Source organism: Thalassotalea montiporae, from assembly GCF_053485855.1.
Map to the genome: position 1 here is coordinate 1,100,433 of NZ_JBQRUO010000001.1, position 17,369 is coordinate 1,117,801.

A 17,369-nucleotide genomic window follows, 5' to 3' on the forward strand; every position below is an offset into this window, starting at 1 on the left:
CGAATTTATCGCTATTTGTTCGCTCTATGAACGGCTGCAATGGCGGCATGTTAAATTTTGCCGCATAGAATACCTTATCCTGCTAGGAAACAACAAGTTTAATCCCGCAAATTACAAGCTAGGATGACGTACGATTCGCGCCGTAAAAACACTTAATCGCCATGGCTAGCTATACTCAATGATAGGGTGTTTCTTGCTTAAGTGATTAAGGGGTGATGATGGCTGAGCACAACCAACTAGATACCATTTATCAAAAGCTTTCCAATTGGCTGCAAGATATTCAGCAGCATGAGGTCAGGCAGTTAATCGATGTCGTAGAAGAAGCAAAAGCATTAGCGCATGCTGCAGAGAGTTTATCGCAAGAGCGAGTAGGCCAGTTTGTTGATAATTTGAAATATGACTTAAAGGAGTTTAGCGAGCAGTGGCAGCAAGACTCCGCACATTCAATTTATTTGGGACTACTTAACGAGACTTGGTGGGATTCGTTAGCAAAAGCGGCAGATAAATCGCAAATTGAGTGGGCTGAGCTGCCTGATGATTTTGCCCATGACGGTATCTATCAAAGTGGTGACTATATTGGCTTTGGTGTCTTGGTTTGCCGACAATGCGATGCATCGCTGACAATTTCTCATTTCTCGCAAGTCGCTAGTTGTGCTAAGTGCGGGCACGATAAATTTTATCGCCAGCCGTTATCGCCTTAGTTTTCGTTAAAAGGCATTGTTGAAGTAAAAGAGACTCAATTTCTATCGCAGATAGGGCAGGTTAAATAAGGACTAGTTGGGTTGCATTGTTTGATAAATGACCACCTGTCAAAGCCAAGGGTAAATTACCTTTGCTCTTAGCAGGCAAGCGAGTAAACTGGCGATAATACTAACAAAATTTGAACATGTTTCATTTGAGTTCCTGCATGAGTTTATCCGCCGTTAGCTGCCTGCTAAAACCAAACCAATTAACTGCTAATTTATCAGAGGCGATGTTTATCAGCTCTGAGCACGCCATTGAGCGTCAGCCCTTTGTTGGGCACGAACGTGCCAAAGAGGCATTGGAATTTGGTTTATCAATGGAAGCTATTGGCTTTAATGTGTTTGCTATGGGAGATCACGGTACGGGTCGCCAAACGTTAATCAAGCAAATGCTAAACGAAGTAGCAGGTGAGCAAACAACGCCTTCCGAGTGGTGCTATATCAACAACTTTGATGATAACCACGCACCGTACCGCCTCTATGTGAGCCCGGGCGATGGCAAGCAGTTATTGGCTCGCATCAATACTTTTATTGATGAGTTGATGGCACTGTTTCCAGAAATTTTTGATAACCCGGGTTATCAACGTCAAAAGGCGGCGATTGATCGCGAGTTTAACCAAAAATATGATGAAGCCATTGGTGCTGTTGAACAAACTGCACTTAGTCATAGTGTGGTGCTGCACGAGGAAAACGGTGAAATTGGTTTTTCACCGTTAGTGGATGGCAAGCCTGTTAGCGACAAAGAATTTGCCAATCTGTCAGAAGAAAAACGCACTGAGTTTTACAAAATTCTGGCGGCGTTGGAAACCTTGTTGTCAGAGCAGTTGATTGAACTACCGCTTTGGAAACGCGAGTCGTCAAATAAGTTGCGAAAGCTTAAGTTTGAAACCGCTGATCATAGTATCCGCCCATTAATTAAAGAATTAGAGCACGAGTTTGCCAGTAATATTGGTGTGCTTAAATACCTGAGCAAGCTCAAAGAACACGCTGTTGATACAGTACTTGAAGTACTGGCGGATGAAAGTGCAGAAAACACCAATGATAAAGACAATCGTAAGTTATTGGTTGAGCACTTCTTACCAAACCTACTCGTTTCACGTAAGCCGAATGAAGGCGCGCCTGTGGTGTACGAGCAAAATCCAACCTTCCAAAATTTGTTTGGTCATATCGATTTTTCTACCTTTCAAGGAGCAACTTACACTAGCTATCGTCAAATTCGCCCAGGGGCTTTGCACAAAGCGAATGGTGGTTATTTGATTTTAGATGCTGATAAGTTGCTGAATCAGCCATTGGTGTGGTCACGGTTAAAATTGGCCTTAAAAACCCAAAAGCTAGCCATTGAAAATCCCTATTCAGAAATGGGCGCGAGCGCGACAGTCACCTTACAGCCGCAAAAAATTCCACTTAATGTGAAAGTGGTTTTACTGGGCAGCTCTGATGTTTACTACATGCTGCAAGAGTACGATCAAGAATTTACCGAGCTATTTCGAGTGTTAGCCGACTTTGATCGTCATATCGATAATAATCACGCCAGTTTGAAAGCGTATGGCAACTTAATTCGTCGCCGTGCAAAACAATTCGATTACCCCGAAGTGCTGGATGAGGCGATTGTCGAATTGGTGCGCTATGCACTGCGCCGCGCTGAGCATCAACACAAGATCTCTGCCAATATTGTGCAAATCAATGACTTGTTAGACGAAGCCGTGTATTGCTGGCGCAAGCAGTCGCTGGAAAGCACACTGACTGCTGAATTCGTCAAACTTGCCCTAGCTGCAAAGCAGCGTCGCACGGGGCGATTAAGTGAAACTTGGCTTAGCGAAATTAAAGAGCGCCAAGTGCTGATCAACACCGAAGGGCAAAATGTTGGCAAGGTTAACGGCTTAACCGTGTTAGAAATTGGCGATAGCGTGTTTGGTACACCAGCGCGTATTACTGCCACGGTTTATGCAGGCAGTAATGGTGTGACCGATATTGAGCGAGAAGTCGACTTAGGTAAATCAATTCACTCCAAAGGGGTATTGCTACTGACGGGTTATCTCGGCCATAAATATGGTCAAGAGTTTCCGGTTTCAATTTCTGCCAATATTGCTATTGAACAGTCTTATGGGCATATCGATGGCGATAGTGCGTCAATGGCTGAACTGTGCGTGTTAATTTCGGCCATTACTCAGCTGCCCATTGAGCAAAGTATTGCCATTACCGGCTCCATTAATCAACACGGTGAAGTGCAATCGGTTGGTGGTGTGAATGAAAAAATCGAAGGTTTTTATCGTCTTTGCAAAGACAAGGGGTTAACCGGCAAGCAAGGCGTGATTATCCCGCGTACCAATGTCATTAATCTGATGTTAGAGCAAGATGTTATTGATGCGGTAAAAGAAGGGAAATTCGCCATTTATGCCGTTGATTGCATCGACCAAGCGTTGGAAATTTTGATGGCGATGCCTGCAGGTGAGATCAGTCGCACTGATCGCTACCCACGTAAATCAATTCATGGTTTAGCATTAGAGAAACTGAACAAATTTGCCGATATTTTAGAAGGTTCGGAAGAGTAGTTTTTTCAACAGTCACCCTATATCAAAAAAATAGCCAGCAATTGCTGGCTATTTTTTTAGTTAAAGTTTTAGTTAAGGCTCTCGTTTAGGTTAAAGCACTAGCAACTACTTACCGTCAACCGACACTTCCATATCTTTTAAAATGCCGTCTTTAAGGTTATAAACAAAGCCATGAACCGTTAACTCCTGCCCGTTAGACCACGCTTTTTTAACGATACTGGAATTAGCGACATTGGCGACCTGTTCAATCACATTTAGCTCGCACATTAAGTTGAACTTTTCGTTTTGATCGGTGACGGAATCAACTTTATCTTTGTGGAATCGATAAACATCTTTTAAATGGCGCAGCCAGTTATCGATTAAGCCTCTAGGTTCATCGTCCATTGAAGCGATAACACCACCACAGCCGTAATGACCACAAACAATCACGTGCTTTACTTTCAGCACTTCAATTGCGTATTGCATTACCGATAAGCAGTTAAGGTCAGTGTGCACTACTTGGTTGGCGATATTGCGGTGCACAAAAACTTCCCCAGGCGCTAAGCCTAATAGCTGGTTGGCGGGAACACGAGAATCTGAACAGCCAATCCACAAATATTCCGGTGATTGCTGTTTCGATAATTGCTCAAAAAAATCTGGGTCTTGTTCACGTATTTTATCTGCCCATTGTTGGTTTTGGCTAAAAAGATGATCGATGGCGCTCATAGTTAATTATTATAATTTTTAAGTAGTAGATAAACTTGGTGATAGCGTATCACAACTGAACATGTGAAGTGGTTGAATTAGTTATTTTTAGTGTTTTCAGTTTACAATTGGCACTATAGACGACTTACTTTGAGAACAATCATGGCGACAGCATCTGCCCGACATATTTTAGTGAAAGACAAAACATTAGCAGAAAAGTTAAAGCAACAATTAGACAAAGGCGCTGACTTTGCCAAGCTAGCAAAAAAGCATTCCACCTGCCCATCTGGCAAGCGTGGTGGTGACTTAGGAGAATTTCGTCGCGGTCAAATGGTGAAAGCATTTGACGACGTGGTGTTTAAGAAAGATGTGCTGAAAATTCACGGCCCAGTGAAAACTCGCTTTGGCTTTCACCTGATCCAAACCATTTATCGCAGCTAGGCCAAAGTGTTCGCCGTTACACTTAAAGGTACTTATGGAGCGGTTTGCTTGTGTAATGCTTAACCAAGCAAGCCGCCATCACTACATAACATCTTTTTCTTCTCTAACTTCTTTTTTAATGCCCTAGTGATGCCTTTTATTCCTTGTCTTCTTCTTTCTCTTCCTTTTCCCAAGCGGCTTGACGCTCTTTTATTTTCTTTTTCTGTTCATCTGTCAGGTTAAATTTCTTTGCAGACTGTTTTAGTAACAGTATCCCGCCCCAAATAACTCCCAACGCCAACACTAGAATTAATAATTGCTCAATATTCATGCAGATAAATGATTTGTCTGTTAAATCTTAAAATTATCATAGAAAAATAGCGGATTTGTCGGTAATTTGGTAACGCTTTCATAACAATAATGTCATTTATTATCGTATTAAGTTTCAAAATAGCTCGAGTAGTATTATTCAGGGCTAAAGGTGAGACGACGGTAAATATCATTACTCAGAAAGTTGTGAAAAATAAGAAAAATAATATGGAAAGTTAATATGTTAGATAGGTTAAACGTAAAATTGCTGATGCCGTTGGCATTGATTGGTGTCATTTTTGTTGTCGTTAGTGTCTTGATGGCGGAAACCTTGTCGGGCGGCGCAGTCACAGGCTTTGTGCTAGCGATGCTGGTCACTCAGCTGATAGGTTGTTACTTTTATTCCCAACATACATTAACGGCTAGGCTTGCCAAGCTAAAAGCCTATTTGGCGTTAGTGGTGAGTACTGAGCAAGCACCAGAGTCTCCACTTAATGATAGCCGTAGCGATGAACTTGCTGAAATCACTAATGAATTAAGCGAGTTTATTGAAGGTTTAGGGCAAGTAATTGAAGAAATTCGCACTGAGTCTGAGGTGTTAAGTCAAGGCTCTACTAAGCTGTCATCACAAATGGTTAACTCGGTTAATGCCGTTGACGAATCATCAAATCAAATCGAGCTAATGGCAAGCTCAATCAACCAAGTTGCCGAAACTTCGAGTATTTTATCTGACAGCGCAGAGCAAGTTAGCGAAACGACTAGTCGTGTGATGGAAATACTTGCACAGGGTACTTCCTCGTCAAATACCAGCCAACATACAATTGAATCGGTCACTAATGAAGTCAACAGCATGGCCAATGACTTAGCCTTGCTGCAAGAAGAGTGCTCACGAATTGGCACTGTACTCGATGTTATTCGTGGCATCGCAGAGCAAACTAATTTATTGGCACTTAATGCCGCCATTGAAGCAGCGCGTGCCGGAGAACAAGGGCGTGGTTTCGCCGTGGTCGCCGATGAGGTGAGGGCGCTGGCGCATCGAACCCAAGAGTCAACGGTAGAGATTCAGTCGATGGTTGAAGGTTTACAAGAAAAATCGACGAATGCGGTTAATGCAATTGGCCGTGGGCAAGCGTTAACACAAGAAAGTTTAGCGCATTCTCAGCAGGTAGTGTCGGCATTAGACCAAGTTGGTGATGCCTTTGCTGACGTTGATAATTTAACCTCACAAATAGCCAGTGGTACTGATGAACAGCGGCTGTCGACATCTTCGATAAACGAGGCTATGGCGACTGTGGTGGAGTTAAGCCGCGATGTTACGCAAGGTTTAGCCGCTATTGCAGAGCATGCTGAGCAGCAACAACGCACAGCTGCTGATGTTGACACTACCTTAAATCGAATCTGTGTTTAAAGTGTAATAAAAAACAAGTGCTTAAATATAAGTGAACAAAGCGAGTTAGGCAAAACTAACTCGACAAAAGTAGGCAAATAAAAAGCGAGCAATTCACGCTAATGTGATGCTCGCTTTTTTGTTATTGGCTTGCGTTTAATACCAATTGAATTAATTAGTTGATCAATTATGGCGTAGGAAAAAGGTTCATAAACAAGGCGTTATTTTTTGTTAACTAGTTGTTCTAATTTCAAAAATAACAACGCAGTTAATGAGCATTTTAACCAGCCAGAATGATCTAGTATTTATTGAAATTGGTATAAATTGTTACTGAAACTTAAAGTTGTCCATGGTGTTTTGAAGTGTTTTAGAATTGATTTTCATGTCTTTGAAAATTTGCTCTAAGTCTTGAGATGCTTCAACTTCGTGGTTCGCATATTCCAGCACATTAGTTGCGTCACCTGCAATGGTTGCGGCAACGGTCGATTGTTGCTCGGCAGCAGAAGATACATTCATTGCCAGTGATTCTAAGTTACGGCTTTGAGCGTGCACTTGCTCAGACACGTCTTTAGCTTGCTCAAACTTCTCTAATGCGGTTTTCGACAACTCAGCGCTATCGTCAATTGATTGAACAACTTGTTCAGTGATGGATTGCAGCTGGTTAAGCAGTGAAGCAATCTTCTCTGAAGACTCTTTACTGTTTCCGGCTAGGCTTCTTACCTCATCCGCGACCACAGCAAAGCCTCGGCCATGTTCACCAGCACGCGCTGCTTCAATTGCGGCATTTAAGGCAAGTAAGTTGGTTTGCTCGGCAATGCTGCTAATCGAATCAAGAATCAACGAAATACTGGCAACTTGCTGCTCCATTTGCGCGGCAAGTGATTCAACAGTATTCATACTTGCGGTTAAATCGTTGATCGAGGTTTGGCTTGCTTGGTTGTCGTCAATCAGTTGCTGTGCTTGTCGATTTAAATCATCGCTAGCGTCTAGCGTCTGCGAGGCAGATTGAGCTATTTCACGGCTAGTGGCCGCCATTTCTTCAATTGCACTAGCGATATTTGTGGCCATCGACTGTGTTTTAACTGACTCTTCTAGTACGGTTTGTGTCGCTTCGTTCATGCTATTGTTGAGTCGGGTTCCAGATTTCACAGACTTATCTAACCCTAGCATCAAGGCTTTAAACGCATAAACTGTGTTGTGTATAGCGCTTGATATTTCGCCTAGTTCGTCTTTGGTATCAAGGCGAAGCTCAACGGTTAAATCACCGTTTTCCGCTTCTTTTAGCATTTTAGTTAAGTAGCCAAGCTCCGCACGAAGAGTTGATAGCAAATAGTAGTTCAGCGTAATAATGATGATGACAGTGATCACAAACGCGACAAGGGTGTAAGTCAAATTATTTAATGCGTCATTTTTCATTGCCTCGCCATCTGTTTGAATGGTCTGCCATTGGTTGTCTAGCATGGATTTAACCTGTCCAATTTGCTGGGTTGCCATTGGAAACCAGTTGGCAGGTGTTGGTAGCGAAGAAAAATCAGGAGCGCTTGATGCTAATAATTGATCGACAATCGACTTAATTCGAATTGAGTCTCCAGAGCTCAAAATTCGGTTGAAAGTTTGCTGCCCGTCGGTTCCTGATAGGCTAGCTTTCAAATAATTGTTCAACAAACTCAGTTCTGCGCTATACAAAGCGATGTCTTGTTGGGCTTTCGGAGTAATTTGTTGTTTGGCTAAAACACCATTTATTTTGCCACGATTTTGCCCAAGTCGCTCTTTGTACTGGGCAAATAAAAAGGCAGCACTTAATTCTTCAGCTAATTCTGGGTGTTTAATTTGGTTTTTGAGGCTTGCGGCTATATCAATAGCAATTTTATTGAGTGTACTGTAGTAGCCAAATGCTTCCGGCGCGTTACGCACATCAACCTTACGACGCAGGCTCGCTTTACCCGCTTCATGGTTGTACAAAATAGTGAGGTTTTCACTAAGTTTATCACCTAAATGATCAAGTTCTTTTTGTAGCTCTCGTAAGTTGTTAATAGATGCATCGGCCTTTTGACGTTGAGCAATAACTTTCTGTCGAGCTTGATCGGTGCCGCTGCCTAAAAAGCCTGCGGTCAACCCCCGTTCAACAGCGTGGTTATGTGCCACTTTCTCTAATGCATCAAGCAACATAATGAGCTTAATATCTTGTTCTGTGGTTTCCACTTCGTGCCACTTGTTTAATAGGTTTTGAATCAACAAGGTGACAACAAATATGGCGAGTATGGCTGAGCTTATTAACGAAACTTGAATAATAGATAATCTACTCAGTAGTTTTTTCATTGATGACTTCCTTCTACTCAACAGGTCCTTTGCTTTGAAAAAGCGAACTAAGTTTTGGGTTACTCTTGGGTGTTTACTAGGTGTTTGGTGTGTATTACAGACTTGTGCAATACCACTTCAGTGTAGACCAAGAATTTTAAACCTGAAGAATTTATGATTGTTTTTACTGCTTTTTTTTGCTTTTTCTCGATAACTTAGAGTAAAAGCTTTAGCTAGATTAGCAGGAATATTGAGCAATAATAGGGGCTAGATCAAAGTGACGGCCTAAACATTGATGCTAAAAAACACTAAAGGTGACTGAAAAATAACAATAAATGAAGAATTGTCAGCAAGTTAGCATCATACCTGAGAGAGTTTATGTATAAGCTTACAGGCATTATGATTTTGATGAATTGTCGTTATTGTCAACTCAATCTAGAGGTGTAAAAACTATTGTAAGTGTTTGATTCTAAATAGGCGGTTAGTCAAGAGCTAGCTGGCCAACGTTTCTTGGGTTTATTGCGTTGATTACATCAATTACTAAGTTTGCTTTAACTCCGTGGCTTACTTTGACTATTTTGATTAGTTTAGCGTTGACGGTTATATGAGAGGTATCGGCTATATGGCAGTTGTTGGTTACATAAGAATTTTGCGCTTTTAAAAGTGAGTAAAGCCAAGACGTAACAGCTGATTTTTTATATTGCAGGCAAATCAGCAATCACGCTTAGCTTTTATTTTGTGAACTATTTTTAGAACTTCAAAATATTTATGCTCTTAAAACTAAGCAAAATAATTTGAGTAGTCAGTGTAACCCTCAGCATTGCCACCATACAACGTTAGTCTGGCATCGGCATCAAATTCTGCCAGTGGCCAACTATTTTCAAAACGTGCGACTAAATCAGGATTAGTAACAAACGGCGTACCAAACGCCACTAAATCAGCATAACCTTTGGCGAGTAATGCCTGTGCTTTATCTTTGTCAAGCTTACCAGCGACCATAATTGGGTTTTGGTAGACTTCACGTACCTGCTGGCGGAATGACTCTGGCACTGCTTGGTAGCGAGAAATATTTTCTGAAAAGTGCACATAAGCTAAATTCATTGGCTGCAATTTTTCTAGCATTTTTAGCGTTAATGGCACCAGCTCAGAGTCTTGCTCGGCAAAGCCTTCAATCACATGTGGTGATAGTCGCACGGCAACTTTTTCGTTGCCAACCTCATTACCTACGGCAGATAAAGTCTCAAGTAAAAAACGCATGCGATTTTCTTGGCTACCACCGTATTGATCGTCTCGCTGGTTACTTTCTAAACGCAAAAATGTATCAAATAGGTAGCCATGTGCCGCGTGAATCTCAACGCCATCAAAGCCTGCTCCCATCGCATTTTTTGCTGCTTGAACAAAGTCAGCGACGGTGTTGTCGATATCTTGCTGGGTCATGGCTTTTGGCTGTTCAGTTTCTATCATGCCAAAGCCACCTGATGGCAAAGGGCCGAATACTTGATCTGGCACCTTGATTGCCGATGGCGCGAGCGGCTGTTGCCCAGAAATACTGGAATGGCTGCGGCGACCAACATGCCAAAGCTGAACAAAAACTTTACCGCCATTTTCATGAATCGCATCAGTTACTTTGCGCCAGCCAGCGATTTGTTCTGGTGTGTAAATTCCGGGAGTCATGGAATAACCGCGACCCACTTCAGATATCGGTGTGCCCTCGGTAATAATAAGCCCAGCTGTAGCGCGCTGCTCGTAGTATTTCGCCATTAATTCATTGGGAATATCACCCGGCTGAGTTGAGCGTGAGCGTGTCATAGGTGCCATGGTGATACGGTTGGTCAAACTAAGTGATTGATGCTCAAAATCTTGGAAAATCATGGTTACTGCTCCGCGTTGGCTTGGCTAGTGTAGTTAGGGTAATCAATTAAACCTTGCTCACCGCCGCCAAATAGGGTTTCTGGCACATGAGCAGCTAATGGGTAGCCGTGTTTAATTCGCGTGGGTAAATCAGGGTTCGCAACAAATGGGCGACCAAAACCAATCATATCGGCAAGGCCTTGGCTAATGGCTTGCTGCGCTTTTTCGCCGTTGTAACGACCAGCGTAAATGAGTACGCCGCTAAACGCATCGCGCAATGCTTGTTTAAATGACACAGGCGTATCGGGGGCGTCATCCCAGTCCACTTCCGCGATATGTAGATAAACAATTTTATGTTTATTGAGTAGTACCGCAGCAGCTGTGTATGTAGTAATTGGAGCTTCATCGACTGTGCCATTTAATGTGGTAAGTGGCGCTAAGCGCACGCCAACGCGATCAGCACCTATGGCGTCCACCATAGCGGCAACGACTTCGTCTAAAAACCGTAGTCGATTTTCAAGGCAACCACCGTATTCGTCAGTGCGGTTGTTTGATTCTGAATCGATAAATTGGTTAATCAAATAACCATTAGCGGCGTGTAGTTCGATGCCATCAAAGCCCGCGTCAATCGCGTTCAATGCCGCTTGGCGATACTGCTCAATGACTAACTTGATATCGTCATGGGTCATTTCACGCGGCTTTGCTACATCAACAAAACCCGGTTCATCGGTGCCATTATCAACAAACACTTTAACGTTTTCGGCTTGAATCGCTGATGATGAGATTGGCTGCTCGCCACCAATGTTATCTGGGTGGGTAACTCGGCCAACGTGCCAAAGCTGCGCGAAAATCGCGCCGCCCTTAGCATGCACAGCCTCTGTCACTTTTTTCCAACCAGCGATTTGTGCCTCGCTGTAAATGCCTGGTGTCCAAGCATAACCTTTACCCATAGGTGAAATTTGTGTGCCTTCAGTAACGATAAGACCAGCGCTCGCACGCTGGGCGTAATAGGTTGCCATTAAATCATTGGCGGCATCGTCAGGTTGACTGGCTCGCGAGCGAGTCATAGGTGGCATTACTATGCGGTTATTAAGCGTTAGTTTGCCTAATTGAATAGGCTGGAATAAAGCATCTGTCATGGCTGAGCCTCGTTACATTGTGCAAAGTGTGAAGAAAGTAAGTTAAGTGGCGCGCATCTTAGCAAGGCTGATTGGCTAGATTGAGAGCAAAAATAACAAATAATATTTGTTAAAAATGAAATAGTATGAAGGTTTTTTTGCTAGTTTTGAGTGGTTCTGTTTGCGTAATAATTGAATTGAATTGAATTGAATTGAATTGAATTGAATTGAATTGAATTGGCAAGAGCTTCGCCTCCCAATAAGGGAGGCCATTTCCCAAATAGCTAGCCATTAACCAATTCGACTAAGTATTCAGAAATATTAATATCACCAGCATCAGTTAAGCTTAGCTGCCACGTTTCATTGACTAGCATATTAACGCTTTCGCCTTGCAGCGCTGATTCTGGGAAAGTTTCTGCTTTAAGGCGAATGCGTAATTTGGCGGTGTAATTACCATTGCTGTTTTGTTCACCAACACTCAGCTGCTCGACACTTATTTGTTCTACACTTATCTGCTCGACAATGTGCTCACAGCTTGGTTTAAAAGTTTTTTGGGCAATGGCGTACCAGTCTCTAAAGCCTTGATGACCGATAAATTCACCATCTGGCATCACTAGTTTGACATCTTCGCTAAGGCTCGCGGTAAAGCGCTCTGGCTCAGCAGTCAACAGGTCAAAATCAGCAAACCAGTCAGCAACAAACTTGCTCACTTTGCTTTCGATTGAATTGGATAACAGTTGAATTTGATTAACCACACGTTGACCATGAGCAGTCGCGCGGCTTTGCACATCTTCTAAGGTATTGTAAACGCCAGGAATATACACCATGCGATGAGTGTAAACAGGGGCAACAAAATTCATTCCAGTTAAATAAGCGGTTTGCTGAAGTGGCAAAATTAACTGTTCAATCGAAAAGTGGTTATAACCTAGTGGTTGGTATGATTCTTCTGGGCCACCCACCGTAAAGGATAAGATTAAATCTTTGCCTTTTAGCTTGTCGCCTTCAGCGCCATACGCAAAATTGTAGCTAAACACATCGTCTAACCACTTTTTCAATAACGCTGGCGCTGAATACCAGTAAAATGGAAACTGCAGGACGACAATATCAGCGTTAACAAGCGCTGCTTGCTCTGCGGCAACATCAATCTGAAAATCAGGATATAGGCTATCTAATCGACGAACTTCAAGATTATATGACGGAGCGGCAAGTTGCTCAGTTAATTGATCAATTATCACCGTATTGGTGTTTGAATTGGCTAAATCTGGGTGGCCTGAAATAATAACAACATTACTCATAATGAAATTCCTACAGTTGAAACTGGCTATAAAGTGAGTTGGACAAAGCTGAACTGTTTAATAGTAAGCTGGCTAATAGTGCGCATTAACTTACTGAAAAACATCGTTAAAAAAGGCATCTGAGGCATATAAATCACCTGAGAAGTTTTGCACTCGTTTAATTTTGTTGTTTTCAATTTGATAGAGCAGCACCCAGTTAATATCGATATTGTTACCACCGTCGGTATTGCTAAAGCCGCGATGAGCGTCGATAACGTAAGTGTCATTAGCAGCGAGGATCATCACCTCAGCTTTAAAGCCCGCTTTACCCAACTGGCCAAAAAACTCGGTAAATTCGGCGATTCCACGTTTGGTGCCTGCCAGCTTATGACGGCCTGGAATATGCCACTCAACATCTTCTGCGACGAATGCTTTTATTGCCTCGAGGTCACCTTTGGCATACGCGGCGAAAAAGCCTTGTACAACCTGTAGTGCCTTGCTCTGCTGTGCACCTTGAGCAATCGGGGTTTGTGGTTTAGGCCAAAGCTTTGCTTGGTTTATCGCTTGTGCGTCATCAGCTAATGTTGATGAGCTTGCCAGTATCAGCATGGCCGTTACTGTGCTTGCTATATATTTTGTGACCATGACGTAACTCTTTTAATCTCAGAAGAATAAACAGTGAGAAAAGTGTAATCTGGTTTATTGATAAAGATTAGATGATGTATGGCTAAATAATTGTTAGGCTGTAGCTAATAATTAGGGCGAATATCTGTGAATAAAGCACAAGAATGATGAATGGCGCGACTTTTAACCAACTACAAATGTTTCACACAATAGTGACTGAGGGCAGTATTACCAAAGCGGCACAAAAGCTAGAAATTGCCGCGCCTTCAGTTAGCAATGCGTTAAAAGCACTTGAGGCAGAAGTTGGCTTACCGCTATTTACTCGCACAACGCGCCGAATTGAGCTCACTGAAGCGGGCAGGTTATTGCATCAGCAAACACAACAGCCAATGCAGGAATTACCCTTGGCGTTCGAAAGTGTCAGCGATTTAAGCAAGGTACCATCGGGTAAGGTCAGGTTAACCACGCCGCGCTTTGTTTATAAGCATTTATTACAGCCCATTTATGCTGAATTTTGTCAACGTTATCCAGCCATTGAATTGGAAATCTCGGTTTCTGATGCGGCGATCGATATTTTAAAAGAAGGCTATGATCTGGGTATTCGCTTTGGTGATCGCGTCGAGCAGGGGATGGTGGCGCGCCAGTTAACCACACCAATGAAAGAGGCATTTTTCGCATCACCCGAATATGTAAAACAACACGGCCTGCCAGCAACGCCAAACGAATTACAGCAACATAAACTCATCCAGTATCGCTTTATTACCTCGAATCAATTAGTGCCTGTATTACTTAACGATAAGGGTCAAACAGTGACGGTGGAAATGCCTAATGCCTTAATCGTCAATGATACCAGCTTAATGGTCGACGCCGCGCTAAAAGGCTTGGGAATAGGCCGTATCGTTGAGCCGTTAGTCACTGAGTTAATCGACGGCAGCCAGCTAGTTCCTGTTCTGCCTGAGTATTGGTATCCGTATTCCGCGCTGTATGTGTATTTTCACAAAGACGCGCAAAAAGCAAAGCGGGTTAGAGTTTTGATTGACTTTCTGTTGGAAAAGTTAGCTCGATTGGAGTGATATTACACTTACAAATCTCAACTATGAGAGAAGAATTTTCATCTATGGTCAATGTTGCCGAACCCGCAAAAGCTAACTAGATTTAAATTAATGGTTTATTCGCAATAAGTTTGATTCGAATGAATTTATTTAATGCTAGTGTCTCTCATTTTGTCGCCTACTTTGCTGCTTATTTCGATACCTTTGAGAAAAAATGCGACTCTTTAATAGCGCTTCGTGACTCAGGTTCTGTTTCTGAAACTGAGCTGATACACGCGAACAATCAACTATTAACCGATCTGATCAATGCCCATGCAAAGTGTAGCTTGATGAGTCAGTTTGTCGGTTTAAACAGTGATTTATTCGAGCGAAAAATCGCTTATCTGTTTGGTGAAAAAGAGTTCGTCAAAGAAGTGATTCGCATCGGCTCTAACTTATCTGACTACTTTGGTTACTGCGGCTTTTCCTGTGATTCCACCAATATATTTAACGGTTTTTCCTTAGTGATTGATCGCAATATTCTGGCTTTCTCACCTAATGATGTGGATGCCTTTTCTGATCTTATTTTAAAAAATATTCGCTTCAGAAAAGCCGTTAGCACACCAACAAGCTTTGACCCCGCTTATCAACTACCGACATATTCGATAGCAGGGGTAAGTTTTTATATCGTGCCAGTCAATGAAATTAAATATCCTTATATTGATATTTAGTCAGGGGCTGGTGTCGGTTTTGTTTTGCATAAAGCATTCAGCAAGAGCCTTGGCGAGAACAGATCCTTTAACTCGCCAAGAATTAAACAGCATAATACAAATAGCTAACTAAAACAGCCAAGTAAAACCAGTTTTCTGCTCAGATACTTGCCATAGTTTAGTGGCGACTTCTCTATCTAGCGCCAGTGCTTCTAACGGGCATTCATCAACGGCACCAACCGTTTGTTTGCGTTTTGTTGGCCCATAGTAACGCTGTGGTTTTAGACCTTGCTCAGTCGCACACATCACCTGAGGCCAAGCGCCTTGTTCGGCGGGTTGGGCGATAATGCGAGAGAGTACAGACCAAAGAGCTTTGTTAAATGTGCTGGCGGTATCCATCAATAAATTAGTGCGTGATGCGCCGGGGTGGCAAACGTGCACTTCAACGTTTGAGCCTCCGGTAGCAATACCGTCGATAAAACGGTTGGCCAACCGATGCTGTAATTCATAGGCAAACATCAGCTGAGCTAATTTACTTTGCGCATAAGCATTCCATGCGGTGTATTTGGCGTCAAAATTTAGATCGTCAAACTGAATAGTTTTTAGTCCCATTTTATAGGCGTTGCTACCCACCACAACAATACGACCACTTGATGCTTCAATGCGATTAAACAACAAGCCACATAGTAGAAAATGGCCAAAGTGGTTAACGCCAAGCTGGCTCTCAAAGCCATCAGTGGTGATTTCTTGCTGAGCAACTTGTGCAATTGCGGCATTACAGATCAATGCATCGATTTGCGGTACTGATTCCAACACCTGTGCAGCAGCTTTGCGCACTGACACTAAGCTTGCCAAATCCATTTGGATAAAGCTAACCGGGCAACTAGTACCAAACTCTTGCTGGAGCTTGCCGATGGCTACTGCTGATTTTTCAGGATTGCGATTCATCATCACTACCTTCGCACCCTTAGACAGGAAAATACGGGCAGCTTCAAAACCTGTACCTGAGTTTGCGCCGGTAATAACATAAGTTTTCCCCGCCAATGAGCGGATTCGCTCGGGGCTCCAGCCGTATTTGCCAAATTGTTGTGTGGTCATCGTCTAACTCCTGAATGCGTATTGCTAAAGTACTAAATGGGTTGGCAAGTCGCAGTTATTGCGGGTTTCAGTCGTTAACCCATATGCTTAATAAGCTTGAAGCACTTGCTCAGGTGAAATACTATAAATCTCAATAGTCGTAGCTAATAGACGATAAAGTCCTTAAAACTTGCCTATTTGTATCGTATTGGTATTAATCGAGTGGTTTGGTTAGCTGTTAAAATGTGGGCTCGGGAGTCAAGGTAGTTGGATAGACTAACAAGTAGAATGTAAATATGAGCAATAAAGACGCGCTGAAACAACAAATAAAGCAACTAATTGAGGCTCAGGTAAGTCAGCAAACCTTAAGTGAGCACCAGCTTAGTGAAAAGCCGGCAAATAAAAAGCAGGCGAGTGCAAGCAAGGTCAGTGCAGAAGCGTTAATTGATACGGGTATTACAGGCGTACAACTTTTTAAAGTAACTGACGCGGTGCGATGTGCACCAGCGATATACGAGCCAGCAATTATCGCCATTGTTAGCGGTACTAAAGAGGCGATACTCGATGGTCAGCGTTTTAGCTATGGCAGCGATCAATACATGTGCTGCACTATGTCGATGCCAGTTGAAGCTGGCACACCTTTAGCTTCACGTGAAAAGCCACTGTTGGGCGTTTATATCTCGCTTGATACAAAGGTAATGACTGAGCTGGTGATCGAATTAGCAAGTACAACCAGTGTTATGAAACAACCAAAACACAGCGACCAATCACCGAGCTTAACCTTGGCAACATGGGATGATAATTTTACTGACGCTTTGCTGCGCTTGTTGCAACTATTGGCTAACCCAACCCAAATGAAAATACTCGGGGATAGTCGATTACGAGAGTTTTATTACGCTGTACTGGAAGGGCAAGCAGGTCCGTCAGTGAAGCGAGCGTTCGGTATGGGAAATGAAATTGCCCGTTCAATTGAATATTTATCGGCACATTTAGGTAAAAGCGTGACGATTGATGAGCTTGCGTCACAAGTGGGAATGAGCCGCGCTGTCTTTCATCGCAAGTTTAAGCAAGCAACCACTATGTCGCCCATACAATTTGTTAAATCCATGCGCCTTAACAACGCGGCGATGCGCATTGCCAATGGTGAGAATGTCAGCACGGCAGCACTGGCAATGGGCTATGAAAGCTCGTCACAATTTAGCCGAGACTTTAAGCGACTATATGGTCAATCACCCAAGCAATGGGCGCAAACCCAGCAATCGCACTAGCAGGTTATCAAAACTCATTACAC

At 42.9% G+C, this 17,369-nt stretch carries 15 protein-coding genes; 7 read left to right on the top strand and 8 right to left on the bottom strand.

Translation table 11 applies throughout. The annotated features are described in order from the left end of the window. Positions 1-218 precede the first annotated feature (218 nt). Together ACSLUR_RS04765 and ACSLUR_RS04770 are read left to right on the top strand one after the other, a co-directional pair. Positions 219-701, top strand: coding sequence for a zinc ribbon-containing protein (locus ACSLUR_RS04765; RefSeq protein WP_448552272.1), 483 nt, complete (start codon positions 219-221; stop codon positions 699-701). Positions 702-907: 206 nt separating this feature from the next. Further along, positions 908-3,295 carry an AAA family ATPase gene (locus tag ACSLUR_RS04770; RefSeq protein ID WP_448552274.1) on the top strand — a complete coding sequence of 796 codons (2,388 nt, stop codon included), beginning with the start codon at positions 908-910 and terminating at the stop codon, positions 3,293-3,295. 105 nt (positions 3,296-3,400) lie between these two features. Here ACSLUR_RS04770 and can read toward each other — a convergent pair whose 3' ends face one another. Beyond that, on the bottom strand, positions 3,401-4,000 hold the full coding sequence (gene can / locus ACSLUR_RS04775; protein ID WP_448552276.1) for a carbonate dehydratase: 600 nt from the start codon (positions 3,998-4,000) through the stop codon (positions 3,401-3,403). Positions 4,001-4,141: 141 nt separating this feature from the next. Here can and ppiC point away from each other — a divergent pair, with 141 nt between their 5' ends. Continuing rightward, complete coding sequence (gene ppiC / locus ACSLUR_RS04780) at positions 4,142-4,420, top strand: peptidylprolyl isomerase PpiC (RefSeq protein ID WP_448552278.1); 279 nt, start codon at positions 4,142-4,144, stop codon at positions 4,418-4,420. Between the two features lie 136 nt (positions 4,421-4,556). Here the strand turns inward: ppiC and ACSLUR_RS04785 are convergent, their stop codons facing one another. Next, the gene (locus ACSLUR_RS04785) at positions 4,557-4,730 is read right to left on the bottom strand and encodes a DUF2897 family protein (RefSeq protein WP_448552280.1); all 174 of its coding nucleotides are present in this window, start codon (positions 4,728-4,730) and stop codon (positions 4,557-4,559) included. Positions 4,731-4,949: 219 nt separating this feature from the next. Between ACSLUR_RS04785 and ACSLUR_RS04790 the strand changes: the two genes are divergently transcribed. Then, positions 4,950-6,116 carry a methyl-accepting chemotaxis protein gene (locus tag ACSLUR_RS04790; RefSeq protein WP_448552282.1) on the top strand — a complete coding sequence of 389 codons (1,167 nt, stop codon included), beginning with the start codon at positions 4,950-4,952 and terminating at the stop codon, positions 6,114-6,116. Positions 6,117-6,422: 306 nt separating this feature from the next. Here the strand turns inward: ACSLUR_RS04790 and ACSLUR_RS04795 are convergent, their stop codons facing one another. From ACSLUR_RS04795 to ACSLUR_RS04815, 5 genes are all read right to left on the bottom strand, one after another. Beyond that, positions 6,423-8,414: a methyl-accepting chemotaxis protein gene (locus ACSLUR_RS04795; RefSeq protein WP_448552284.1), complete on the bottom strand. Its 1,992-nt coding sequence runs from the start codon at positions 8,412-8,414 to the stop codon at positions 6,423-6,425. A gap of 759 nt (positions 8,415-9,173) precedes the next feature. After that, on the bottom strand, positions 9,174-10,265 hold the full coding sequence (locus ACSLUR_RS04800) for an alkene reductase (RefSeq protein WP_448552286.1): 1,092 nt from the start codon (positions 10,263-10,265) through the stop codon (positions 9,174-9,176). Positions 10,266-10,267: 2 nt separating this feature from the next. Next, positions 10,268-11,383 (bottom strand): alkene reductase, encoded by a 1,116-nt coding sequence (locus ACSLUR_RS04805; protein WP_448552288.1) that lies wholly within the window; start codon positions 11,381-11,383, stop codon positions 10,268-10,270. Between the two features lie 263 nt (positions 11,384-11,646). Further along, the gene (locus ACSLUR_RS04810; RefSeq protein WP_448552290.1) at positions 11,647-12,657 is read right to left on the bottom strand and encodes an NAD(P)H-dependent oxidoreductase; all 1,011 of its coding nucleotides are present in this window, start codon (positions 12,655-12,657) and stop codon (positions 11,647-11,649) included. A 90-nt stretch (positions 12,658-12,747) separates the two neighbouring features. Further along, positions 12,748-13,281: a nuclear transport factor 2 family protein gene (locus tag ACSLUR_RS04815; RefSeq protein ID WP_448552292.1), complete on the bottom strand. Its 534-nt coding sequence runs from the start codon at positions 13,279-13,281 to the stop codon at positions 12,748-12,750. Positions 13,282-13,424: 143 nt separating this feature from the next. Here ACSLUR_RS04815 and ACSLUR_RS04820 point away from each other — a divergent pair, with 143 nt between their 5' ends. Both ACSLUR_RS04820 and ACSLUR_RS04825 read left to right on the top strand, forming a co-directional pair. Next, complete coding sequence (locus tag ACSLUR_RS04820) at positions 13,425-14,333, top strand: LysR family transcriptional regulator (protein ID WP_448552294.1); 909 nt, start codon at positions 13,425-13,427, stop codon at positions 14,331-14,333. A 119-nt stretch (positions 14,334-14,452) separates the two neighbouring features. Beyond that, positions 14,453-15,022 carry a hypothetical protein gene (locus ACSLUR_RS04825; RefSeq protein ID WP_448552296.1) on the top strand — a complete coding sequence of 190 codons (570 nt, stop codon included), beginning with the start codon at positions 14,453-14,455 and terminating at the stop codon, positions 15,020-15,022. Positions 15,023-15,130: 108 nt separating this feature from the next. On the opposite strand, the gene ACSLUR_RS04830 is transcribed toward ACSLUR_RS04825, so the two are convergent. Continuing rightward, positions 15,131-16,099 (bottom strand): SDR family oxidoreductase, encoded by a 969-nt coding sequence (locus ACSLUR_RS04830; RefSeq protein ID WP_448552298.1) that lies wholly within the window; start codon positions 16,097-16,099, stop codon positions 15,131-15,133. Between the two features lie 275 nt (positions 16,100-16,374). On the opposite strand from ACSLUR_RS04830, the gene ACSLUR_RS04835 reads away from it, so the two are divergent. After that, positions 16,375-17,346: an AraC family transcriptional regulator gene (locus ACSLUR_RS04835; protein ID WP_448552300.1), complete on the top strand. Its 972-nt coding sequence runs from the start codon at positions 16,375-16,377 to the stop codon at positions 17,344-17,346. Positions 17,347-17,369 lie beyond the last annotated feature (23 nt).